The organism is Algoriphagus sp. 10J20-15 (assembly GCF_055809615.1).
This window is the reverse complement of record NZ_JBVVUG010000038.1, coordinates 34,365-58,370: the sequence shown is the minus strand read 5'-3', so window position 1 is coordinate 58,370 and position 24,006 is coordinate 34,365. Positions and strand designations below refer to the sequence as shown.

The window sequence follows — 24,006 nt, the reverse complement described above, 5'->3', positions numbered from 1 at the left end:
CAGGAAGGTAACTTGACTTATTCTGCTATCACTTTCAAAAATTGTTCAACCACTTCCTTGTCAATTCTAAGATGGTGTGTGAATGATTGTGGATCATCAGAGAATGACAAATCTGGGTTTACAAATTGATTAGCTGAAGGAATTCTAGTCTTGCAGGAAGCGTGGATTTCTTGCAAAAATCCAGTTTTCCTCAACTCCAACACATGAGCTGGTTTAGTTCCTCCACCTGGCATAACACTAATCCTATCCTGAGCTTTCACGAGTAATTCTTTCAGGGTATCCATCCCTTCGGTTACAGAATTTTTACCTCCAGATGTCAATATTCTATCAAATCCACAGGAAATGATTTTCTCCAAGGAATCAAAGAAATCAGCTGAAGCATCAAATGCACGATGAAAAGTACATGGCTTTCCAGAGGCTGCTCGTAAAAGAGTTTTACAAGAATCGCTATCCACATACCCCTGATTATCCAAAACACCAAAAACAAAACCATCAGCACCATGCTCCCCAAGCAATTCTATATCGCGCTTCATCACCATCAATTCCTTTTGAGAGTATGCGAAATCCCCTCCTCTTGGACGGATCATTACAAATACAGGAATATCTATCTCTGTCTTTAGAAATTTTAGCATTCCTATGCTTGGCGTCTCTCCACCCTCCGGAAAATTAGCACAAAGCTCCAATCTATCCACTCCAAATTGAGCTGCATCTAAAGCTGCCTCAACATTGAACACTGGAGATTCTAAGATTATTTTACTCATCCTTTTTTGAAATGAGAACCCGATTCAATCATTACATTGTTTTGCAGCGTCGCTTGTGCAAAGTTGAAACCTGGATGAACGGCATAAGCCCCTACTTCTCCATCTTTATTCATAGCTAGGAATCCAGCTTGTATATCTTTAATATCCTTGCTGTTTTTTGCAATCAAACGTCTAACTGCTTCTTCACACGCTTCCTGAGGAGTGCGTCCCTGACGCATTAACTCAACGATCAAAAAGCTTCCGCAAATCCTAATAATCGATTCGCCAAGTCCTGTTGCAGTAGCTGCTCCTACTTCATTATCTACAAATAATCCAGCCCCAATAATCGGGCTGTCTCCCACTCTTCCATGCATTTTGTAGGAAAGCCCACTCGTAGTACAACTTCCCGCAAGATTGCCTTTCGCATCCATACCAATCATTCCGATAGTATCGTGGTTTTCAATATTGATCACAGGCTTGTATTGGCTAGTTTCCTTCCATTTAAGGTAGGCTTTTTTTGCGCCGGGGCTCAATTCCTCTTTCTCTATAGGAAAGCCTTCAGCAATAGCCAACTGCTTGGCACCCTCTCCTACTATCATTACATGAGGAGTTTTTTCCATCACCACTCGCGCCAGTGAAATCGGATGCTTCACTTGTCTCACGAAAGCCACAGCTCCACAGGAGCCATCACCAGACATAATTGAAGCATCAAGAGTGGTAATCCCCTCCCTGTCTGGTAAGCCTTGCAAGCCTACTGAAAGGTTACTTAAATCTAATTCCGTATCCTTTACCCCAGTTTCAACCGCATCAATAATACTTCCTCCTGACTTCAGTTTTTCAACCGCGGCAGCATTTGCTGGCAATCCATGATTCCAGGTAGAGAGGATTAGGGGCTTTTCTCCTTTGAAAAGCGAAGGAGCTTTTGCTTCCGCTATAGATGATACTTCAGGTATAAATAAGGCAGAGCCCATTAGGGATTGCTTGATAAATTTTCTTCTTTGTGACATTCGAGTTAATTTAGAATCAGGCCTCAAATTATTAAAATTGGAGCTAATTAGGCTAACCATCCTTCACTTCATTTAAAATCCGTTGATGAAATAAGCCGTCCAAGGCAACTGAAAACGAGAATATCACTGATCAAATTATCTCCATTATACCAACCTCAAGTAATCTAATACATATGAAACCCTACCTACTAGCTGAATCAAACTGGAAAACACTAAAAGATCATCGTTTTGAATTGGCTGTGTTGCCTTGGGGAGCAACTGAAGCGCATAATTATCATATGCCCTATGGTACGGATGTCTATGAAGCAGATGCTGTAGCCAGTGAAGCTGGAAGAAAAGCATGGGAAAAAGGATCCAATGTCACAATTATGCCTACTATCCCATTTGGAGTAAACACTGGGCAATCAGACATCTACCTGGACATCAATCTGAATCCTAGTACGCAGCTATTAATTCTTAAAGACATTATCACTGTGCTGGATCGTCAGGGAACCAAGAAGCTATTAATCCTAAACAGCCATGGAGGAAATGATTTCAAGACCATGCTTCGTGAGCTGGGACTGCAGTTTCCTGACATGATGCTTTTCACCTGTAATTGGTTTCAGGCTCTGGACAAAACGAAATACTTTGAAGAAGCGGGAGACCATGCTGATGAAATGGAAACTTCCATCATCATGCATCTACATCCAGAGTTGGTTTTACCGCTAGATCAAGCTGGAGATGGGGCGGAAAAAAAATCTAAAATTCAAGGAATAAAAGAGAAATGGGCTTGGGCAGAGCGGAAATGGTCAGAAGTCACCGAAGATACTGGAATTGGTAATCCGAAAAAATCCTCACCAGAAAATGGCAAGAAATACCTTGAGGACGTGACTGATAAAGTGGCTCAACTTATGGTAGATATCTGCCAAGCAAAAGCTGGAAACCTTTACGAATAATTAGTCCATAGCAGCCTCCTTAATTACTTAACATTTTCTTTGTCAGGGCAAAAGAATATTTCTTCCTAATCTAGATTAACCTTTAATTTTCTTTTTTGCTTGCAGCAGGTCTAAAAATCTGAAAGAACTCGTCAGTAGATCGGATTTCTTCAAAAATCGGATCTACCAGAGCTTTTTGATAAAGCAATTCACTGGAATGGATCGCTCTGTCCAACTGCAGAAGTGCTACTTCTGCTTGGCCACTTTCGGCTGCTATCATAGCCAGCCCATAAAAACCATAGCCATAGTTTCTCCCAGCCATAACAGACTCCTCAAAAGACAGACTAGCATTCGCAAAATCCTTTGCAAGATAATAGGCCAATCCCTTGTTGAAAAAATCCTTAGGCTCGGTATAGTTGTAATTAAAACGAAGTGTGGCCAACTTATAATCACCTCTCAAAATATCCAATGCACCTCTCAAGCTTTCATTGTACCTGAGGAAATCATCATTCCGAGTGAGTACTGAAGCATCCGAAAGTTTCTTATACGCCTCCCAAGTTTTGCCCTGCAGGACCATGATCTGCCCTTGATTATGTAGCACATAGGGATTGGTGTCAATTTTGGCAGCTTGGTACAAAAGCTCATTTGCTTCTTTCCACAGCGCATCTTTCGCCTCCTGATCCAGGGTTCGCTGTGCCAAGCGCATCTTTACTACTGCCAAATTATTATACGGAATCACAGACCGAAACAATTCCGTCATCTTACTGTAGATCTTAGCCTTGTCTTCCAACCTAGGGGTAGTTTCTCCGGCAATAGCCCAATCAGCCATATCAAGCTCAGAATTCCCATTACTTTGCTCTAGTGCTTTTTGGAGAATCATAGACTGAGCCTGATTAAGCCCCGGAAGAGGTTTAGCTACTACTTCAATTTTTGCAACTCTCAGATTTGGGAATAAATCACTTGCCACTTGATTAAAACCTGATATTTTTCTTAATGCCTGAGATTGAGTCTGATAATCCAATTCATTTAACAATACTGCATAGTACTGATCCTTACGCTGTGTAGAAATTTTTTCATACTCACGGAGCAGCAAACGAAAATCGAACCAGTCATTCCATCTCGAAGACACTTCTAAAAGGCTATCTCTTATCGAAATATTAGATTCTTTTAGCAATCTATTTACTGCCTCTGCTCTATCCATCCCTAGCTTACTGCTACTACCTTCTGCAGTTTCAGGAGATTGCACGCCAGTGATTTTAAATGATAAAACTGACGAGTTCTCAGTGAGGAAAGTCTTCAAATCGGCGATTGCTTGCGTGTTTGCACTATTCCTTTTGATAGTGGAAGACCCAGCATCGAATTTGATTAAAAACTCTTTGGACCGTGACAGATCTGTATCCATGATTCCTGTCGATATAAAAAGCCCTACCTGAGGAATAGGTTCATCGTAATTCACCTTCCCTACTTTCGCCAGTAATGGCGTTGTTATTACTCCCCGCGCCAAAACCTTCTTCTGATACGGTTCATCAAGCGCTTTTTTCCCTTGAAAAAACTGAATTTCCAGAAAAGCTCCTTCCATCCAAGGCTCATAGGCTAAAGTAAAGGATTGATTATAAGAGTAGTCCCCTACATTTTTGGTCAACTCAAGTGCTTCAAAAAGCAGGGAGTTTTCCGAAGATTTGAGAAGAACATTAATTTTAGGATTTTTGGGACTAAGGGCAGATTCAATTGGAATTGTACCTGTCACTTCGAATCTCACAGAATCTCTGATAAACTCCAACTTACCCGGGACCACTTTCGAATCTTCCAAAAAGTCAGTTTCGGGCATAATTATTGAACCGCAAAGTATTGGGAATAAAACAAATAATAACAAAACAGGCTTTTTCTTAAACAATAGGTCTAACATTCTTATTTATTAATTCACCAGACTTTTTTCTAAATTTACCGCAACGAAATCATCTATAACCATGGAAAAGCTGAAAATATTTTTCGAAGAAAGAGCCTTTGGGGTATGCTCACGCTTGGGTGAAAAACTCAATTTTCCAATTGACAGTATTCGTTTATTCTTCATTTATGCCTCATTTGTCACAATGGGCTCACCGGTTATTCTTTACGTAAGTATGGCCATGACTATGAAAATCAGAAAGTTTTTCAGGAAAAAGAACAATCCAGTTCTTTTCGATTAAAGTTGATCAAAGGTCTTTTTCCCTAGAACTTTCCAGTTCCAAAAGATCAGACCTACCTTCCCCCTTCTTGGTATTTCCTTTCTTCCTTCCATGGTAGGATGGAATTTATTTATTGCTTTCTTTTTATCTCCAAAGTGTTTGTAAGCATTCAAAACTGCTTTCGCAAATTCTTTTCTGCCTTGGCTCATGTAGCTAATTGCAGCAAGATGCTCTAACAAAGACTTGACCATAAAAATTTTGAGGAATCTTGATGAGCTCTCATTCTTATAAATCATACTCAGACTATTTCTAATATTCAGGTATAATTTCTTCGGACTTGCTCTGTCAAGCGTGGCTCCTCCTAAATGATAGACTGCCACTGGTCCGTAATAGCCAATCTTCCAGCCTGATCTTCGCATTCTCCAACAAAGATCTATTTCCTCCATATGCGCAAAAAAATCTGAATCAAATCCAGACAAATCGTGGAATAATGAGGCATTGACTACCATACAGGCTCCCGAGGCCCAATCCACATCAATTATGTCATCGTATTTACCAGAATCTTTTTCTATAGTTTCCCATATTCTACCTCGACAGTAAGGGTAACCATAGCGATCCAAAAACCCTCCACCGGCACCGGCATAGTCAAACACACCTCTCTCCTTCCATGAGAGAATTTTTGGTTGGAGTGCTGCGTAGTCCTGATGAGCCTTCATCCAAGTGACCATAGTATAATCCCAATCAGGGCTTACTTCCACATCGGAATTCAACAGAATGTAATATTCATACTGTCCCCTAATCGTAGCCAAACCGGCATTATATCCTCCCGCGTAACCAAAATTTTCCTCAAGTTTGATTTGCTTGATCTGAGGGAAGTTAACGTCTAAAAAATCTATGGAGTCGTCAGTACTTGCATTGTCTATCACCCAAACGTCATAAATACTATGCATACAAACTGAAGGAAGAAATGTCTTTAGCATTTCTTCCCCATTGTAATTCAGTATGACGATGGCACAGGTTTTCATCCAAACATGCTGCCTAGATCCATTCCAGGAATATTAGGCATCATTCCTTCGGTGGCTGCTTTCATCTCAGCTTTGATTTTCACATCAATAGAGGTCATCGCTATATTCGTAGCCGCGACAATCAGATCGCTTAGCATTTCCTTGTCCTTAGATGAGATCAATGAATCATCAAAGTCAATACTTACTACTTTTCTATCACCATTCACAGTGACTTTCACCATACCAGCACCAGATTCACCAGTTGATGTAAGGTGAACAAGCTTAGCTTGAGTTTCTTTGATTTTTGCTTGGGCTTCTTTCACTTTGCCCATCATGCCCATTATATCAAACATATGTTCTTAATTAAGTTATACCCACCAATTGTGAGTTAAATTTTACTTTAATCGCTCTATAGCTTCTTCTAAACTTACAGATTCTTGAATTCCTGTTTCTAGGTTTTTCAAAGCAATTTGACTGCTTTCAATCTCCGAATCCCCACAGATTCCAACAAATGGAATTGACTTTTTCGAAGCAAAATCAAGTTGCTTTTTCATTTTTGTGACATCTGGATATAGCTCTGCTTTGATTCCCGCAGCTCTGAATTTCTTCAACAAGCCTAACGCATAAACAAATGCTTTTTGGTCAAAGTGCGTCAACAAAACTTTGGTGCTCTGAAGACTGTCCTCTGGAAACAAGTTCAATTCCTCCAGCACATCGTACAGACGATCTACACCAAAAGAAAAACCAACTCCAGACATTTTCTCCTTCAATCCGAAGTTCTCAGTCAGATTATCATAACGACCACCTCCACTGACGGATCCGATGGACACATGGTTTACTTTCACCTCGAAAATTGCACCTGTATAATAAGAAAGTCCTCGAGCAAGCATGATATCTAAATCCACAAAATCTAGACTTTCACCCATCTCTCCCAAGACTTGGAACACTTCTTCCAATTCGCTAACTCCCTGAATACCTATCTCACTGTCAGCCAAGAACTCTTTAAGAAACGCTAATTTACCGGCCTGATCAGCATTCAATTGCACAAGCGGAGTCAATTTCTCTATAGAATCAGCAGCAAAACCTCGCTCAGTTAATTCCTCTTTGACTTTTTCCCAGCCAATTTTATCCAGCTTATCTATCGCCACGCAAAGCGGTGCTTCCTTGCCTGCTTCCCCGATTGCTTCAGAGATGCCTGTTAGTATTTTTCTGTTGTTCAGCTTGATGCTGTAATCGCTCAGTTTCAGTTTTCTCAAAAACCGAACGGATCATCAGAATTATTTCTGCTTCGCACAGCAAACTATCCGTCCCTACCACATCTGCGTCACATTGATAGAATTCTCGGTATCTTCCTTTCTGAGGACGATCTGCTCGCCAAACTGGCTGAATCTGAAAACGCTTGAAAGGAAAAGTCAGCTCATTCCTATTCATCACCACAAAGCGGGCAAAAGGCACCGTCAAGTCATAACGAAGTCCTTTCTCAGAAACCTTCGGTAAAGTATTCTTAAATCCAGCATGAAGATCAGCCTCCTGCACATTCTTGAGGTAATCTCCGCTGTTAAGGATTTTAAACAATAACTGATCTCCCTCATCTCCATATTTTCCAGTCAGCGTACTGAGGTTCTCCATAGCAGGAGTTTCGATCTGATTGTAGCCAAAAAGTTGAAACGTACTCTTAATGGAATCTAGAATATAATTTCTTCTGGCCATCTGGATGGTTCCAAAATCTCTGGTTCCTTTTGGCAGACTCGGCTTTTGCATAGCTTGTTTTTGGTGATTAGCTGCCAAATTTATTCAAAAAAAAGGAAACGCTCCTTGATATCGTGAAAGTCAAAGAATTAAATCCTAAATTATTTTAGGCAGAAAAGAAATGTTTGTTTACTTTTGCGACTCGTTTCGAAACAATACTATTAAAAATATACGACCATGGCAGTTACTACACTGAAGAGAAAACTTAAAAGAAAAAGACAATCTCAGACCACACGTGTGATTAAGATCAAGCAATTGTCTGCTCAGCCTGTAATCAGAAACGTGGACGTTGAAGAGCTTAAGAAGTCTTTCACGAAATAAGTATTATTTCTGAAAAAACATTTAAGGCGGTCATTTGATCGCCTTTTTTTATGTTCTTTTTTGAGACTTTAGATGCAAGACTCTAAGGCAATAGAAGTATCTTCAAAATAGAAGATCTCTCCAACTGCTTACCGTGACTGATTCCTTAGAACTATCGACCTAATATATTTCACTTCTTGCCTCTAACACTAGTCACAACTCACAAAACCTTCCCCCTCTTCCCCAATTCCACCACTCGGAGATTTTTGACTTGCCCGGCCTCCAAGTCAAATAACAACATTGTCCGCATCACATGAAAGCCATGCTGACCTATAGCTCCTGGATTCATGTAGAGACAATTCACTGTCTTATCAAATTCAACCTTACAAATATGCGAATGCCCACAAATGAATAGTTGAGGTGAAGATTCTTTGATTCTTGCCTTGATGCCAGTTGCGTAGCGGGGAGGTTTACCCCCGATATGGGTCATCAGCACCTTCACTCCTTCTAGTATAAATTCCTGCCATTCTGGATAAGTCTGCTGAATAGAACTGTCATCTATATTTCCAAAAACAGCCCTCACAGGCTTTCCTGTAGGCAATGCTTTCATCACATCCTCACTTCCAATATCTCCAGCATGCCAAATTTCATCAACTTCATCCAAATAGGTGAGCGTTTTGTGGTCTATAAAACTGTGGGAATCGGATATGAGAGCGATCTTGGTAGGCATTTGATTTTAATCTTGCTAAATTTTCATTTCAATATGGAATAGCAAACTCTCACATCAAACTCTCGACCATGAAACTTCAAAAAATTCTTTTTCCTGGCAATTGCCATCGTCCTAGTAAAAATAGACTTTGCGCAAGCTCAAACATCTGAAGTAAAAACCCTTAAGCCAACTCAATTTGAAGAGCTAATGAAAAACAAGGGAGCAGTAAGAGTGATTGACGTACGAACACCCGAAGAAATAGCTAAAGGAAAAATTCCAGGTGCTATTACTATTGACATTAAAAACGAAAATTTCAAAAGCGAGATTGCTAAGCTAGATAAGAAACGCACCTATTTGGTCTACTGCAAAGCAGGAGTCCGGTCAGAAAATGCAGCGAGTATCATGAAGGTTGCAGGATTCACTCATTTATATTCATTGGATGGGGGAATAGATGCTTGGCGTGAAGCAGGAAAAACTATAGAAAAATGACACTGATCAAATCAATTAACCCCTACACAAACGAAGTATTAGCAGAATTCCAACCCCACACTGAAGAGGAACTTGAGGCCAAACTAAGTGCAGGATCCATGGCATTCTCAAGTTGGAAGGATACTAGTTTCTCAAAAAGGGCCGAATTGATGGGCAATGCGGCAAAGGTATTGAAAGATAACCGTGAGAAATATGCTAAAATCATTTCCTTGGAAATGGGAAAAGTTCTCAAAGAGTCTTTAGCAGAAGTTGATAAATGCGCTTTGGCATGTAATTATTATGCCGAAAATGCGGCTGAGTTCTTGAAAGAAGAACCAATCGAATTGCCTGACGGCGCGAGAGCTAAAGTCATACATCAGCCGCTTGGGATAGTCTTGGCAGTAATGCCATGGAATTTTCCTTTCTGGCAGGTATTCCGTTTTGCAGCCCCAACATTGATGGCTGGTAATGTCGGCGTTTTGAAACATGCTTCCAATGTCCCACAATGCGCTTTGGCAATTGAGGAAGTTTTTACGGAGGCAGGTTTTCCTGAAGGTGCCTTCCAAAGCCTCTTGATAGACTCCAAGGCGACCACCGACCTTATTGAGGACGCACGCATAAAAGCAGTCACACTTACGGGAAGTGAAAAAGCTGGCGCATCTGTCGCATCTACAGCTGGAAAACATATCAAAAAATCTTTGCTTGAATTAGGTGGAAGCGATCCATTCATAGTTTTGAAAGACGCTAATATTAAGAAAGCAGCAGAAACAGCTGTAAAAGCAAGAATGATAAATTTCGGGCAAAGCTGCATTGCGGCCAAGCGATTTATCGTGGAGGAAGATGTCTACGAGGAGTTTTTAGCTCATTTCGTTGAGCACTTCAGCCAACTGAAACAAGGGGATCCTATGAATGAAGAGTCAGATTTCGCATGTATGGCTAGACCAGATTTAGCAAAAGAACTATATACTCAACTAGACAAATCTGTAAAAGCGGGCGCTAAACTCATTTACGGAGGAGAAGCACCGGAAGAAAATTCAGCTGAATTTCAACCGGCAATTTTAACGGACATACCTACTTCAGCTCCCGCCTATTCAGAGGAGCTTTTTGGACCTGTAGCTACTATTTTCCAAGTCAAAAATGAAGAAGACGCAATCGCCATAGCCAATGATTCAGAATTTGGATTAGGTGGGTCCATTTGGTCTGAGAACAAGGAAAAAGCAGAACAATTAGCCTCAAAAATCGAAAGCGGTGCGGTCTTTATTAATGCCATGGTAGCTTCCAATCCGCACCTACCATTTGGTGGGATAAAAAAATCTGGATATGGGCGAGAATTGAGCAGATATGGGATTTTAGAGTTCGTTAATTCGAAAACTGTCTATTTGGGCTAATCTATTAGGGATTAAGCGGTCTTTATTTTTGGTTTTGGCCAATTCCTTTCTATTTTTACGAGCCAAAATTTTGTCATAAACTAATGAGAGAAATACAGTTTCGAGAAGCCTTAAGAGAGGCAATGTCCGAAGAAATGAGACGTGATAAAGACGTTTTTCTGATGGGCGAAGAAGTTGCTGAATATAACGGAGCTTATAAAGTATCCCAAGGAATGCTAGATGAATTCGGTCCGGATCGTGTCTATGACACACCGATTGCCGAACTTGGCTTTTCAGGGCTTGCTGTAGGAGCTGCGATGAATGGATTGAAGCCCATTGTGGAGTTCATGACTTTCAACTTCTCTCTAGTAGCCATAGATCAGATTATCAACTCCGCAGCTAAAATGCTAGCTATGTCAGGTGGAGCTTATAGCGTACCGGTCGTTTTCAGAGGTCCAACTGGTAATGCTGGTCAGCTGGGAGCTACACACTCTTCCAACTTCGAAAATTGGTTTGCCAATACTCAGGCTTGAAAGTGATTGTACCTTCTAATCCTTACGATGCAAAAGGCCTTATGAAAGCCGCCATTCGTGACCCAGATCCAGTGATCTTCATGGAGTCTGAGGTGATGTATTCTGACAAAGGTGAAGTGCCTGAGGGAGAATACTTGCTTCCAATCGGCGTGGCTGATATCAAGAGAAAAGGAAAAGATGTCACAGTGATTTCATTCGGTAAAATGATGAAAGTAGCTCTAGAGGCTGCAGAAGAAATGGCTAAAGAAGGCATTGAAGCGGAAGTGATCGATTTGCGTACAGTTAGGCCTATTGATTATGCTACTTGCATAGAATCAGTAAAGAAAACCAACAGAGTAGTGATCGTAGAGGAAGCTAATCCTATCGCAGGTATTTCATCTGAATTGACCTATCATTTCCAGCGGTATGCCTTTGATTACCTAGACTCTCCAGTTATTCGTGTGAACTCTATGGATATTCCGTTGAGCTACTCACCTACTTACATCGAAGCTACTTTGCCAAATGTAAAGAGAACTGTAGATGCGATTAAAAAGGTCTGCTACAAAAACTAGTCAATCTATTTTAACATATCAAAGCCAGATTTCATTGATTTGAAGTCTGGCTTTTTCATTTTTATCATTATCCGCAAAGATGCCAGTCACCATAAATCCTTTGCTTATCAGGCTGTAAGACAGATACTCCGGCTACGCTCAGAAGAAGTGTCCGTAAACCGAAGTGGTCTCAATTAAGTTTTACTTATCCTACCTTGCTTTTGCCACCTTACTGGCAGGTTAGCGGATATTCATTCTTAATGAAGTCATTGGTTACAATAAAAGAAACTCGGAAATAGTTAAGAGATTGGAATGGGTAAGTCCTCAAGCTATTTGCTTCGCAGTGTTCTTACTTTCATCAAGTAGTGTTCCTTGTCTTAGGCTCTGCAATCACGGCAATTAAGAAGCATAAAAAAACCCACCCATAATTCAGGGTGGGTTTTCTAAATATAACCCAATCTACTATTTAATACTTACGCTTATTTGTTTTGCTGCATCTCAGCTGCTCCTCCATCGCCTCCGCTTTTCAAATCATCGTTAGTTACAGATCTCTTCTTTCTCTTATTCTGATCTACACTTAACTTACCGATTCTGTAGCTGAAATTGATTTTGAAGTTCATGTTACGCATGATGTTCGTGCTATTTTGAACGATGGTAGCTGTATTGATTTCATTCTTCATCTTAAACTCCTTTGTAAGGAAGTTATCAGCGCCAAAACCTATAGTGCCTCTCTTCTCATCAAACTGCTTGTTGATTCCCATTCCATACATGTAGAATCCTCCTGATGAACCTTGCAACTGAACCTGGCGACCTCTAGCAAAAGTAAAAGCCTGAATCTGCCAGTCATTTGGTAAAGAGTAGTTACCAAACAATCTTCCGCTAACTACAAAACCTTCATTCGATGCTGCATACTTAGGATCAGTCAGGCCATTGTCAAGCATGGCGTAATATGCATCCACACTTGCGTTTAAAGAGATTTTGTTATTGACACTAATATTTGTGAAGATATTAGTACCTACTGCATTCTCCTGGCCGATATTGTCGTACCCTGTGTAGATCACTCCGTCTTCAGCTACAGTTCTGATTGATTGAATAGAACCGGAAGTATTTCTGAAAAAACCACTAAAGCTTACCATTGTGTTTTTGAAGAAGGTACTATAGCCTAACTCATAGTTATCCGTGTATTCAGGATCCAATTCTGGATTACCTTGAGAAACCTGAAGCGGGTTAGATGAATCAATGTTTGGATTCAAATATCTAAGCGATGGACGTGAAATTCTTCTGTTATAAGAAGCTTTGATCATGTTACCATTTGCCAATTTTCTACTCAAGTTCAAGCTAGGTACAAATGTACCGTAGGAAGGAATGTCAGCCGCAGTAGTCTCAGTCTTAAAGTCAGCATTGATCGTAGTGTACTCGTATCTTATACCTGGCTTGATTGTATAGTTTTTAAACAAGGTAGCTGTGTACGAAACATAACCTGCAGTCACATTCTGATCATAGCTAAATGCATTACTCAAATTTGGATTTGGATTCTCGACATATGCTCCATCTGCTCCATCAGCTTGGAAGTAAGCAAAGTCAGAGTAAGCTTTTCTCAAGATATTTTTAGCGCCATATTCTAAAATCGACTTACCTTCTTTTCCAAGTGGCTCTACTAGGTCAAGTTGAACGGTAAACTCTTCATTTTTGCTTGGGTTATTATTCTTCAATCTTGAATCGATTGTAGACATATCCTCTTCAAAAAGGGTGTTTACAAAGGAATTTTCGCCGTTGTTTCTGCTATACAAAGTCAACAAGGAGATTTCCTTACCTTTCTTCTCAAATGTCTTAGTATAATTTAAGCTGACATCTACCGAATTCGAGTTATCCTTTGTGTCTGTTTCTCTCAGTTGGTTTCTTACTAAAACGCCATCCAAATAATTTTGAGTCAGGAAATTCTCCTGATTGCTGCTTCTGTTTCTAATCCCAAAATTGACAGCTGCGGTCAAGAAGTTGTATTTATTCACCTCATAATCTACACCGAAGTTATATCTTCCAAAAAGCTGATTGCTTTTAGTATCAGCAGATTGTTGGATAGTGGAAATAGAATTATCTGGGTTAGTCACTAATTGTTTATTGGCAAAACTACCGTTGATATTATACCCTGACCTACCATGACCTCCTAATGTGAATCCAAACTTACCTTTTCTAGCACTTGCATTAAGCCCCAGATCAGAACCTCTTAGACCAACTCCTGTACGGATATTTGCAGACATCCCCTGAAGGTTATTCTTTTTGGTAATGATGTTGATAACACCAGAAGTACCTTCTGCATCGTATTTGGCAGAAGGAGAAGTGATCACTTCTACCTCTTTAATCTCCTCTGCAGGAATTTGCTTCAATGCATCAGTGATGCTGCTTGCTGCAATAGCCGAAGGTCTCCCATCAATCAAAACAGTGATATTGCTACTACCTCTCATGGACACGTTTCCATCCAAATCCACAGATAACATGGGAACTCTTCTCATCACATCCGTGCCATCACCACCAGCAGTAGTTCTATCATTTTCAGCTTTATAGATTGTACGATCCACACGCTCTTCGATCAAATCACGCTGTCCTTGCACAGTTACTTCTTCCAAAGCTAAGCCTTCATCAGACATTCCGATTTCGCCTACATTCACGTCTCCTGTTTTGGATTCAACTTTGATTCCACTTACGGTTTTGGTTTCAAAACCTAAAAAGCTAAGCTTCAAGTCATAGGTACCTGGAGCCATACCCGTGATAAAAAACTTACCGTCACCATCAGCAACAGCTCCAGCGATACTGGTTTCGCTCCCCGTTGCATATAGAGCGACTGTAGCATAGGCTACAGGTTCACCCGAACTAACATCCTTGGCTATACCAACGATTTTAGCAGGAGTAGTTGCATTTACAGTAGTCTGCTGGGCCATTAAGCCACTTGTGCTGATTAGTAGTAGAGCTGCGATAATGTTTAATAACTTTTTCATGTATTGTAGATAATTGCTCAGTTAGGCTGGTGAAGGAAAGTGACTGTACTTATTATTTATCAGAAGCCCCTTTCGTTTACACCAGATTTTTCAAATTCTTGGGCCTCGTGCTTATTGTTACCACAAAACAACAAGGTTTGTTTCGCAGTTTTCAACCAAATAGACGGCTAGGGTGTATTCATCGACAAACACCCCGTTTCGTCTGACTAAAGGCCAATATTTATCTGCGAATCGCTTTATCTAGTCAATGGGACTTTTGGCAGTCTAATTCAGCTAATTCGTAGATTATATTTTATATAAAGAAGTGCTTTGCGTTAGTTTGAGTACTGAAAATCAGATTTATGATCAATCTAAGTCCCAAAAGGAGCGTCTCTATTCTTGTACATATTCTTGGCTGGTCCATGCTCAGTACGGTACTCCTCCTTCTATCTCCTCTCTCATGGAGAATCGATATTCCGGTTGAGTTTTGGGTAAGGCAGGTGTTTATGGCTCTTCTTTTAGTGTGTCTTTTCTATGTGAATATGCTCTGGTTTGTGCCAAAGGTTCTACTCAAAGGGAAACACGCGATCTATCTCATATCCATTATTCTTGGAGGAGTTTTTTTTGTAGGAATTCTTATTTATGCGGACAACTTTCTACATCTACCGGAATTGCTGCATAAAGCTTTCAACCCAGATGAGCCCTATATTCAAAAGCCAAGAAGAGTTTCAGGAGACATCTTTAACGTAATGCTTTACTTATTAACTATAGGTATCAGTACTTCGGTGGCTTCGGTACAGAAATGGCAAAAAGATGAGGCACTGAGAAGAGAACTGGACCAACAGAGAATCAACACAGAGCTGTCTTACCTTAAGGCGCAGATCAATCCGCATTTCTTTTTCAATACACTTAATAATATCTATGCACTAACTAATCTGGATGTGAAAAAGGCTCAGGAAGCTCTTTTGAAATTATCTAGAATGATGCGCTACGTATTGTACGAAAACCAGAAAAATGAAACCCTTTTAAGTAGAGAGGTAAGCTTCATCAACGATTACATTGAATTGATGAAAATGAGGTTGACTGAAAAAGTCACGCTAAATATTTCCATCGACGAACCAAAGGATGACTTAGTGATCGCACCTATGCTTCTCCTTCCATTTATGGAAAACACTTTCAAGCATGGAGTAAGTAGCCAGCAACAAAGTGAGATCATGATTAAGCTGGAAATCATGGGAACTACCGTCTTCTTTGAAACGAGAAATCATATTTTCCCCGTCCATACAGATAGCCCGGAAGCCAAAGAAAATGGCATTGGACTGGTAAATACCCAGAGGAGATTAAGTTTGCTTTACCCAGATAAGCATAGACTGAAATTTGGAAAAGACGAAGCTAAACAAGAGTATTGGGTAAACCTTACTATTAATCTCGAATGAAATCGACCATGACTCAAGCGTCAAAGAATGTGATGAATATAAATTTTGGGAGATTCCATAGCGTGTCCCGATTTTTCGGGATGATGGCTAAAAATCAAATTATAAGCTCATGAAACTCAACTGCGTTGCTATAGATGACGAGCCTCTTGCTCTTGAGTTATTGAGTAAATTCATCGAACAAACCTCCTTTCTAAATCTCATTGGTAAGTTTTCTAATGCAATTGAAGCCTTAGGCTTTATCAATCAAAATGAGGTTCAGCTTGCCTTTATGGATATCCAGATGCCTGATTTATCAGGCATGGAGTTAGCACGGGTATTGGACGGAAAAAAGAATTCTGATAAAACCAGAATCATTTTTGCAACAGCCTATCATCAGTTTGCCATAGAAGGCTACAAAGTAGAAGCGCTGGATTACTTGCTAAAACCGTACAGCTACGAGGACTTTTTGAATGCAGCTACTAAGGCCTTTTCCTACTTCGAAAAACAAACTAAAACCAAAACTGAAGGCCCAATCGCTGAACCTGCTGCTCCAGAATATATTTTCCTTAAAGTAGAATATCAGTTAGTCAAAGTGATGCTTAAAGATATTGGGTATGTAGAAGCATACAAGGATTATGTGAAAGTGCATTTACTTTCCAAGCCCAATCCTTTGCTTTCATTGACCAGCTTGAAAAGCATGGAAGAACTGCTGCCTACTGACAAATTCATGAGAGTTCACAGATCTTATATTGTGGCGTTGGACCACATAGACTCCGTGTCAAAAAATGTAATCCAAATCGGTAAAAACCACATCAGCGTGAGTGATAACTATAAAGAGGCTTTTCTGGAGTTTATGAGTAGGTGGATGAATTGAGGTGGTTTTGATCAAAAAAATGCTGTTTCCGAACCCGAAAACAGCATCTCATTTTTTACACCTTTATCAATTAATCTTGACATAGGGGGTTGATATTGTACAATAAGCATTCGGCGGGCAAATGAATGAAAGTTGAGTAAAATCAAGTTCAATAGCATAATCCGCAATAAACTCATTCCCACCTGAAAGCGTTAAATCTGCTTTTGGCATGTAATAGATATCAAAGAAATTCATCGTGTATGATTCCTTCCATTCTAAAGTGACTTTTTCATCGACTATTGTATAAGTACCATTGAAATAGGATCTATAGCCTAGTATTTCATCCTTACCTGCTTCAGTGGTATAATTTTCAGCATAAAATGTACCGTCAGATTTTAAATTCAGCGTATTAACTAGATCGAGTTTTCCTCCTGTCGTTTCAATTTCAACAGTAGACACATATTTACCTTCTATTCTTGAATTTGGAGATGGTCCCTCTACATCTTTGCAACTAAAAATGACTAGAACTAAAGCGATCAAGGGGAAGAGTTGTGTTTTCATAATGGCTTGCGATTTAAGTAAAGATAAAATTTGGTTAGGATAAAGAACAACGAAATCTTAAACTTTACGGAGAGTAGTTCCCAAACGCTACAGTTTAGTGCCCAGCTTCAGGAGAAGCAGGACAACTCAGGTTTCACTACTCCAAAACTCCGCCCCCTCTGCACCCCTTCCGTGCCCGCCTCGGTAAAAACGTCAAAAAGCAAAAAACCCGATCTCTCGACCGGGTTTTGAATTATTATCTTCTGCCTTTTCCTGGAGGAAGCATCTTGCTCATGGCAGCTTTGGCACCGCCCATTTTGTTCATTTGCTTCATCATCTTACGCATATCTGCAAACTGCTTCATCAGGTTATTCACCTCCACGATCGTTCTACCAGATCCTGCAGCAAGTCTCTTTCTTCTATTGCCATCGATAATATCAGGTTGTTCCCGTTCCGCCGGAGTCATCGATCTGATAATTGCTTCGATCGGTTTGAATGAATCATCATCGATATCTAAGCCCTTTATGGCTTTACCCATTCCTGGGATCATCCCTAGCAAATCTTTGATGTTACCCATTTTCTTCACCTGCTCCAGCTGGGAAAGGAAATCATCAAAGTTGAAATTATTTGAACGGATCTTCGAATTAATTCGCTTCGCTTCGTCTTCATCAAAGGACTGCTGCGCTCTTTCCACCAAGGAAATCACATCTCCCATTCCCAAGATTCGCTGAGCCATACGATCTGGGTGGAATACATCCAGATCTTCCATTTTCTCACCCGTAGAAATAAACTTGATCGGTTTATTCACGACGTGGCGGATGGATATCGCCGCACCACCTCGAGTATCGCCATCGAGTTTGGTGAGCACAACTCCGTCGAAATTCAAACGCTCATCAAAGGTCTTGGCAGTATTCACTGCATCCTGACCGGTCATGGAATCGACTACAAAAAGTGTTTCAGATGGATTCAAAGCTTTTTTCAAAGCCTCGATCTCATTCATCATCGCTTCATCCACTGCCAAACGACCCGCCGTATCGACTACAACCGTTTTCTTTCCTGTCTTTTTTGCATAAGCGATCGCATTGTTAGCGATTTCTAGCGCACTTTTATTCTCGGGCTCAGCGTAAACTTCTACTCCGATCTGCTCACCTAATACTTTCAACTGATCAATCGCAGCTGGCCTGTAAATATCACAAGCTACAAGTAAAACCTGACGGCCTTGCTTCTTCAAGTGTGCGCCTAGCTTTCCAGTAAAGGTGGTTTTACCAGAACCTTGTAGACCTGAAATCAAAATAATCGAAGGATCACCGGAGATTTTGATGTCCTCCTTTTTCCCTCCCATAAGCTTGGTCAACTCCTCCTGGGTGATTTTGATCAATAACTGCCCTGGAGAAACGGCGATCAAAACATCCCGACCAAGCGCTTCTGTCTTGATCGTATCAGTGACTTCTTTGGCTACTTTATAGTTAACATCGGCGTCGATCAAAGCTCTTCTGATCTCTTTGACGGTTGTTGCGACGTTTATTTCGGTGATTGTCCCGGTTCCTTTCAGCGTTTTGAAAGCCCGGTCTAATTTTAAACTTAAATTATCAAACATTCCTTATGTGGCTATTTGGTGCAAAAGTAATGAATTTCATGAGCTATAGAAAGGAGTCTATCATCTCTTCCCGCTTGATACTACCTATTTTTGTAGCAGGCGTTTGCCCATAAATCCCTAATTTGCGTCCGCATCCATTATCCAAAGAAAAACTCTTTTCATGCAGCTGAATTTCAAAAAAGACGTACTTCCCCATTTATTGGGAATCGCCATTTTCTATGCTATTGTAGTCGTTTATTTCGCTCCTGTAGTATTGCAGGACCAGGTGATCATGCAAGGTGACATTCTCAAATGGGAAGGATCAGCTACGGAAGCATTGAATTATCGAGAAGCCACAGGAGAAGAGGCACTATGGACAAACAGCGTCTTTGGCGGTATGCCGGCCTACTTTGTCAGCCTGGAGTTCGCAGGTGATATAACTACATCTCTTCTTTCCATCATCACGCTAGGTCTTCCCCATCCCGTAAATAGTCTTTTTCTAGGCATGGTGGCAATGTACGTACTGATGCTCACATTCGGTGTAAGGCCAGTTTTTGCGATCATTGCTAGCGTTGCATTTTCGCTTAGCTCCTACAATCTTCTGAGTTTGGCGGCTGGGCACAATGCTAAAATCTGGGGAATATGCTTAATGCCACTCATTCTACTCGGGATTCACTTGGCTTTCAAAAAGAAACGGATACTTGGAGCCGGTGTATTGGCGCTTGGGTTATTACTTCAATTGAAGTTTAACCACGTCCAAATCACCTATTACACCTTGATAATCGCCGTGATCTATGTCTTGGTGAGACTTATTTTTGAATGGAAAAAGGAAGGTTACGCAGAAATCGGAAAAACAATTGCTTTCTTACTATTAGGTGCCATTTTAGCCGTAGGCGGAAATATCGGACGCCTGGCAACCGCAATGGAATACGCTCCTTATTCAACGCGTGGCAAAGCAACTTTGGAATCTGCCTCTGCAGGCTTGGACAAGGATTACGCATTTTTCCTGGTCAAATGGCAAGCTCGAAACCCTCACTTTATTAGTACCAAATTTCTATGGAGGAGGAAGTAGCACGCCACTTGGAGAAAACACGGCATCGGAAAAAGCTTTGCGAAACAATGGACTAGATCCAGCTCAAATCAATGGATTCCTGAAAGGTGCACCTACTTACTGGGGAGACCAGCCTTTCACAGGTGGACCTATTTATGGAGGAGTGATTCTCGTATTTCTTGCTATCATAGGAATCTGGGCTGCGCCAAAAGAGAGCCTTTACACTTTCGGTACGATCATCATTTTATCTCTGATGCTTTCTTGGGGTAAAAATTTGAGTTGGTTTAACTACCTACTTTTCGACATTCTACCAGGATACAATAAATTCAGGGCTGTCTCCATGGCTTTGGGAATGACACTTTTTGCTATTCCAGCTTTGGGAGCCATTTCATTGGAAAGAATTTATAGAAGTAAGGATTTTAAGGCCCTTTATATTGCAGGGGCTGCTGTTGGAGGATTATTGCTTATCCTGGCGGTAGGCGCAGGGATTTTCAGATTTGAAGGAGCTGCTGATTCTGGCTTACCTGATTGGTTGATAAACGCACTACGTCAGGATCGAAAAGCTATGCTTTCGGCTAGTGCCTGGAGAAGCTTCGCTCTCGTCGGAACCTCCTTTGCTTTGATTTATTTTGCACTGAAAAATAAAATCTCTGATTTAGTTCTTGGCCTGGGAATATTTGGGTTGGTGACTATAGATCTCTGGTCTGTGAATAAGCACTATTTAAACGATGATTCTTATCAGGAAAATCCTGCGAGAACCTATTTCACCGAAACTCCTGCGGATCAGAAAATCGCCAAGGATGATTCCTATTTCAGGGTTCTAGATCTCACGGAAGGACTAACCGCAACTGGCAAATCGCCATATCGTTTCCACAGCCTTGGTGGATATCATGGAGCCAAAATGCGGAGATACCAAGATCTACTAGACAATAGATTGAACTTCGAGTTGAATGATTTTGTAAAAAAAGCACAGGAAGGCAACTTTGATTTTGAAGGTATTCAGACCATCAACATGATGAATACCAAGTATGTCATCGCTGGGACTGCGGCTAACTCAGTTTTTGAAAATCCTGAAGCAAATGGTCCAGCATGGGTTCCATCGCAGATAATTACTGTACAGACAAATCAAGAAGAAATGGATGAGTTGGGCAGGATAGACACCAAAACTCAAGCGACTGTAAATACTTCTGAGTTCGGAGAAGTCAAAGCTGGTTCAGGTCAAATTACGCATACTTACTATGCTCCGAATGAGTTGAAATATCAAGCGGAAATGAGTGCGGAAGGCTTGGTTGTTTTCTCAGAAATCTATTATCCAGTGGGCTGGACCGCGACAATCGATGGGAAAGAAACTGACATTCTGCGAACTGATTACCTTCTTCGTGGATTGATAGTACCAGCAGGAACTCATGAGATTGTTTTCAAGTTTGAACCTAAAAGCTACACTGCTACCAAAACACCTATGATCATTTTCCAATACTTGATCGTATTGTCCCTGATCGCTGGGGTGTTTGTCACGATCAAGAAAAAAGATGGAAGAGGATAAGGATAACATCTTCAGTTTTTATGATCAGTTTGCCGAAAACCAGGAAAAACTTAGGATAAATTCCCACCACCTAAACATCCTGGATAAGATCAAAGCTACTGGATTAAATGCGAATCATAGTGTTCTTGAGGTTGGCTGTGGAATAGGAATAGTGAGTCATCTGCTGGCAAATCAAGTAAAACAAGGTGAAGTATTGGCTCTGGATATTTCTCTTGAAAATATCAGAAAAGCGAAAATTCTTTGGAAAGATCAAACTAACCTGAAATTCGAAGTTTCGGATTTTGCAAACTTCAACAAGCAGGGCCAAACTTTTGACTTCTTCGTTTTTCCGGACATTCTTGAGCATATCCCGATAGATCAGCACCATAGGCTTTTTCGTAATGTCCACAAGCATGCACACGAGGATTCAGTGATATTTATTCACATTCCTGCGCAGCGTTTTTTACAGATGATGATAGAAAATGATCCTCAGAAACTACAGATAATCGACCAACCGCTGGACTCAGGCGACCTGATCAAAAGCATCACTTCCAACGGCTTTTACCTGGAAAAAATGCAAACATACCCAATCTTTTTCGATGAAAAGGACTATCAATATTTTGTTTTTAAAGCATCTAAACCCTTATTAAACGCTACTCCGAGAAATAAATGGGCAGTTTTCAAAGAGCAAATTGGGATCAGATTAAGACATGGAATTTTAAACTAGCAATATGAAAATAGCAGCAAACACAGTCGTCGGACTTACATACGAACTTAAAGTAAGCAAGGAAGCTGACGAGATAGAATCAGCACCATTCAGTGTAGAAATCCGCGACTCGGAAGATCCTTTTTACTTCCTTTTCGGGGCAAGTGACTTGCCTGAAAAATTCGAAGAATTATTGATAGGCAAAGAAGAAGGTGAAGACTTTTCCTTCGTGATTCCTGTAGCAGAAGCTTATGGTGAGATCGACGAGGACCTGATTGTCAATTTGCCAAAATCACAATTTTCAGGAGAAAATGGCTTTAATCCAGAAATGCTAGAAGAGGGCAATTTCTTGCCACTGATGGATGAGGACGGCTATCCTATGCAGGCTAAAATTCTTAAAGACATGGGAGAAGAAATCTTACTCGATTTCAATCATCCCTTGGTGGGATTCGATTTGCATTTCGAAGGAAATATTGAGGAAGTTAGAAACGCCACTAAAGATGAATTAGCTCATGGCCATGTTCATGGTGCACACGGCGCTCATGACGAGGAATAGCCATTTGTAACTAGTAAATATTGTAAGAGGTAAGAGGTTAAAAGTTTGACTTCTTGCCTCTTTGTTGTAAAAAGGCAGTAACCAAGACAACAATGACAACCTGCTAATCACTATTTCAGACAGAGGAGCTCCAACAAATAATGGCTGATTTATCTGGGAAGAAACAAAACTAAGTCTGCTCATTCTGTACTTCATCATTTACTTTTTCCTGAGCAATTTCCTCCATATCCTCCTCCATTACCCATCCTTTTGATAGTGCGTATTGAGAGGCTTCTACGGTGTTTTTCACCAAAAGCATTTCTACTCCCAGAGTTTTCAGCTCCTCGCTTATTTTCGCAACATGAGCATGCTTGGAAACGTGGACATCACGGATGAAAATCATCAAAATTCTCCCTGGAAATTCCTGAACAATTTGGAGATAAATGGAAGGATCTTCCTGCCCACTATCGCCAATCAGCATAAAAGGCAGCTGAGAATATGTAGCCAAAATATGACGGATTTGCTCCAATTTATGTTCTGAATGACTTCCTGCTATCAACTGGGTGCGGGATAAGCCAATATCCCGAAGCATCAAAGGACCTTTGGGGATATGATGTATTTGGAGTAACTCCTGTAGAAAATCAAAAAGATTCCAAGGACTGCTGGACACATAGAAAAAAGGATTACTCTCGATCCCATCTGTTCCTTTTTGCAAAGCCTTATAAAAAGCAGAGACACCTGGGAAGGGCGTTCGGGTATGTGCATTCTTGGCAAAAGTGGTTTTCAGCATCTCGGTCATCCGCATAGCTCCGGTGGGAATGATCGTATCGTCTATGTCAGAAATTATCCCATAATCAATATTCCCCATTGGTAAAAACACATCTGCAAATGCGGTCACCTCACCTTGATTTCTGATCACCCGCTCCACCAAAGTCAATTTTATCTGCTGCCAGCGTGCGGAAAATGGGATCCGTTTATTGGGATGAATTTTAAACTCAAAATACCCCTCTTCATCCGTTTTGACGAAGTATTTTTCTCCTTGAAATTCTGCCATTACCTCCACACCTGGAATTACCACAGTCATAAACCTCCTGCGCATTTTTCCGATATTCTGCCAGACAGTATCTTCAGGTGTCGAAGCCCCTACCCTATTATCGCGGATTACCCGGCCTACCAGTAAAATCTCTTTTTCATTACCAAACCCTTCAAACGGTACAATCAAGAGGGATTTCACCCAGCCCAATTTGATCCACAGCCATAAAACAGCCTGATTGATAGCCAGCTTGGTTTCGTATAGAACGGTAAGAGGTAAGTTTCTTTTTTGATTGGAAGACATTGGTAAAAAAAAAT

General features: G+C 40.7%; 20 protein-coding genes and 2 pseudogenes. 11 read left to right on the top strand and 11 right to left on the bottom strand.

Annotation, left to right across the window (positions count from 1 at the left end; genetic code table 11):
* Positions 1-17 precede the first annotated feature (17 nt).
* On the bottom strand, positions 18-761 hold the full coding sequence (locus AC0L6R_RS16355; protein WP_473272164.1) for a copper homeostasis protein CutC: 744 nt from the start codon (positions 759-761) through the stop codon (positions 18-20).
* On the bottom strand, positions 758-1,747 hold the full coding sequence (locus AC0L6R_RS16350) for an isoaspartyl peptidase/L-asparaginase family protein (RefSeq protein WP_473272163.1): 990 nt from the start codon (positions 1,745-1,747) through the stop codon (positions 758-760). Before AC0L6R_RS16350 ends, AC0L6R_RS16355 begins: the two co-directional genes overlap by 4 nt.
* Before the next feature lie 173 nt (positions 1,748-1,920).
* Here AC0L6R_RS16350 and AC0L6R_RS16345 point away from each other — a divergent pair, with 173 nt between their 5' ends.
* On the top strand, positions 1,921-2,682 hold the full coding sequence (locus tag AC0L6R_RS16345) for a creatininase family protein (RefSeq protein ID WP_473272162.1): 762 nt from the start codon (positions 1,921-1,923) through the stop codon (positions 2,680-2,682).
* An 82-nt stretch (positions 2,683-2,764) separates the two neighbouring features.
* On the opposite strand, the gene AC0L6R_RS16340 is transcribed toward AC0L6R_RS16345, so the two are convergent.
* Positions 2,765-4,489, bottom strand: a complete 1,725-nt coding sequence (locus tag AC0L6R_RS16340) for a hypothetical protein (RefSeq protein WP_473272161.1) — start codon at positions 4,487-4,489, stop codon at positions 2,765-2,767.
* Between the two features lie 139 nt (positions 4,490-4,628).
* Here AC0L6R_RS16340 and AC0L6R_RS16335 point away from each other — a divergent pair, with 139 nt between their 5' ends.
* A complete protein-coding gene (locus tag AC0L6R_RS16335) occupies positions 4,629-4,847 on the top strand; it encodes a PspC domain-containing protein (RefSeq protein ID WP_091695064.1) in 219 nt (72 codons plus the stop codon).
* On the opposite strand, the gene AC0L6R_RS16330 is transcribed toward AC0L6R_RS16335, so the two are convergent.
* The 3 genes and pseudogenes from AC0L6R_RS16330 to hisS form a co-directional block, all read right to left on the bottom strand.
* Entirely contained in the window at positions 4,844-5,851 is a 1,008-nt protein-coding gene (locus AC0L6R_RS16330; protein ID WP_283413819.1) for a glycosyltransferase family 2 protein, read from the bottom strand. The genes AC0L6R_RS16335 and AC0L6R_RS16330 overlap by 4 nt on opposite strands.
* Entirely contained in the window at positions 5,848-6,183 is a 336-nt protein-coding gene (locus tag AC0L6R_RS16325) for a YbaB/EbfC family nucleoid-associated protein (protein ID WP_283413818.1), read from the bottom strand. Before AC0L6R_RS16325 ends, AC0L6R_RS16330 begins: the two co-directional genes overlap by 4 nt.
* A gap of 42 nt (positions 6,184-6,225) precedes the next feature.
* Positions 6,226-7,591, bottom strand: a pseudogene (gene hisS / locus AC0L6R_RS16320) (histidine--tRNA ligase).
* 165 nt (positions 7,592-7,756) lie between these two features.
* Between hisS and AC0L6R_RS16315 the strand changes: the two are divergent.
* Entirely contained in the window at positions 7,757-7,900 is a 144-nt protein-coding gene (locus AC0L6R_RS16315; RefSeq protein ID WP_283413816.1) for a hypothetical protein, read from the top strand.
* 199 nt (positions 7,901-8,099) lie between these two features.
* On the opposite strand, the gene AC0L6R_RS16310 is transcribed toward AC0L6R_RS16315, so the two are convergent.
* A complete protein-coding gene (locus AC0L6R_RS16310) occupies positions 8,100-8,609 on the bottom strand; it encodes a metallophosphoesterase family protein (RefSeq protein WP_283413815.1) in 510 nt (169 codons plus the stop codon).
* Between the two features lie 93 nt (positions 8,610-8,702).
* Here AC0L6R_RS16310 and AC0L6R_RS16305 point away from each other — a divergent pair, with 93 nt between their 5' ends.
* From AC0L6R_RS16305 to AC0L6R_RS16295, 3 genes and pseudogenes are all read left to right on the top strand, one after another.
* Complete coding sequence (locus AC0L6R_RS16305; protein WP_473272172.1) at positions 8,703-9,077, top strand: rhodanese-like domain-containing protein; 375 nt, start codon at positions 8,703-8,705, stop codon at positions 9,075-9,077.
* A complete protein-coding gene (locus AC0L6R_RS16300) occupies positions 9,074-10,444 on the top strand; it encodes an NAD-dependent succinate-semialdehyde dehydrogenase (protein WP_473272160.1) in 1,371 nt (456 codons plus the stop codon). Before AC0L6R_RS16305 ends, AC0L6R_RS16300 begins: the two co-directional genes overlap by 4 nt.
* An 83-nt stretch (positions 10,445-10,527) precedes the next feature.
* Positions 10,528-11,507: pseudogene (locus AC0L6R_RS16295) on the top strand (pyruvate dehydrogenase complex E1 component subunit beta).
* Positions 11,508-11,965: 458 nt separating this feature from the next.
* Here the strand turns inward: AC0L6R_RS16295 and AC0L6R_RS16290 are convergent.
* The gene (locus tag AC0L6R_RS16290) at positions 11,966-14,479 is read right to left on the bottom strand and encodes a TonB-dependent receptor (protein WP_473272159.1); all 2,514 of its coding nucleotides are present in this window, start codon (positions 14,477-14,479) and stop codon (positions 11,966-11,968) included.
* 341 nt (positions 14,480-14,820) lie between these two features.
* Between AC0L6R_RS16290 and AC0L6R_RS16285 the strand changes: the two genes are divergently transcribed.
* Both AC0L6R_RS16285 and AC0L6R_RS16280 read left to right on the top strand, forming a co-directional pair.
* The gene (locus AC0L6R_RS16285; RefSeq protein ID WP_339865924.1) at positions 14,821-15,894 is read left to right on the top strand and encodes a sensor histidine kinase; all 1,074 of its coding nucleotides are present in this window, start codon (positions 14,821-14,823) and stop codon (positions 15,892-15,894) included.
* A 109-nt stretch (positions 15,895-16,003) separates the two neighbouring features.
* The gene (locus AC0L6R_RS16280; protein WP_283413809.1) at positions 16,004-16,747 is read left to right on the top strand and encodes a LytR/AlgR family response regulator transcription factor; all 744 of its coding nucleotides are present in this window, start codon (positions 16,004-16,006) and stop codon (positions 16,745-16,747) included.
* Positions 16,748-16,813: 66 nt separating this feature from the next.
* On the opposite strand, the gene AC0L6R_RS16275 is transcribed toward AC0L6R_RS16280, so the two are convergent.
* Together AC0L6R_RS16275 and ffh are read right to left on the bottom strand one after the other, a co-directional pair.
* On the bottom strand, positions 16,814-17,287 hold the full coding sequence (locus AC0L6R_RS16275) for a hypothetical protein (protein WP_473272158.1): 474 nt from the start codon (positions 17,285-17,287) through the stop codon (positions 16,814-16,816).
* Positions 17,288-17,522: 235 nt separating this feature from the next.
* Positions 17,523-18,863, bottom strand: coding sequence for a signal recognition particle protein (ffh, locus tag AC0L6R_RS16270; RefSeq protein WP_473272157.1), 1,341 nt, complete (start codon positions 18,861-18,863; stop codon positions 17,523-17,525).
* 926 nt (positions 18,864-19,789) lie between these two features.
* Here ffh and AC0L6R_RS16265 point away from each other — a divergent pair.
* The 3 genes from AC0L6R_RS16265 to AC0L6R_RS16255 are packed head-to-tail and all read left to right on the top strand — an operon-like array spanning position 19,790 to position 22,677.
* A complete protein-coding gene (locus AC0L6R_RS16265; RefSeq protein ID WP_473272156.1) occupies positions 19,790-21,436 on the top strand; it encodes a hypothetical protein in 1,647 nt (548 codons plus the stop codon).
* Entirely contained in the window at positions 21,423-22,142 is a 720-nt protein-coding gene (locus AC0L6R_RS16260; protein WP_473272155.1) for a class I SAM-dependent methyltransferase, read from the top strand. The genes AC0L6R_RS16265 and AC0L6R_RS16260 overlap by 14 nt, the downstream gene beginning before the upstream one ends.
* 4 nt (positions 22,143-22,146) lie before the next feature.
* Complete coding sequence (locus AC0L6R_RS16255; protein WP_283413804.1) at positions 22,147-22,677, top strand: FKBP-type peptidyl-prolyl cis-trans isomerase; 531 nt, start codon at positions 22,147-22,149, stop codon at positions 22,675-22,677.
* A gap of 169 nt (positions 22,678-22,846) precedes the next feature.
* Here AC0L6R_RS16255 and AC0L6R_RS16250 read toward each other — a convergent pair whose 3' ends face one another.
* The gene (locus tag AC0L6R_RS16250; RefSeq protein ID WP_473272154.1) at positions 22,847-23,992 is read right to left on the bottom strand and encodes an App1 family protein; all 1,146 of its coding nucleotides are present in this window, start codon (positions 23,990-23,992) and stop codon (positions 22,847-22,849) included.
* Between the last annotated feature and the right edge of the window lie 14 nt (positions 23,993-24,006).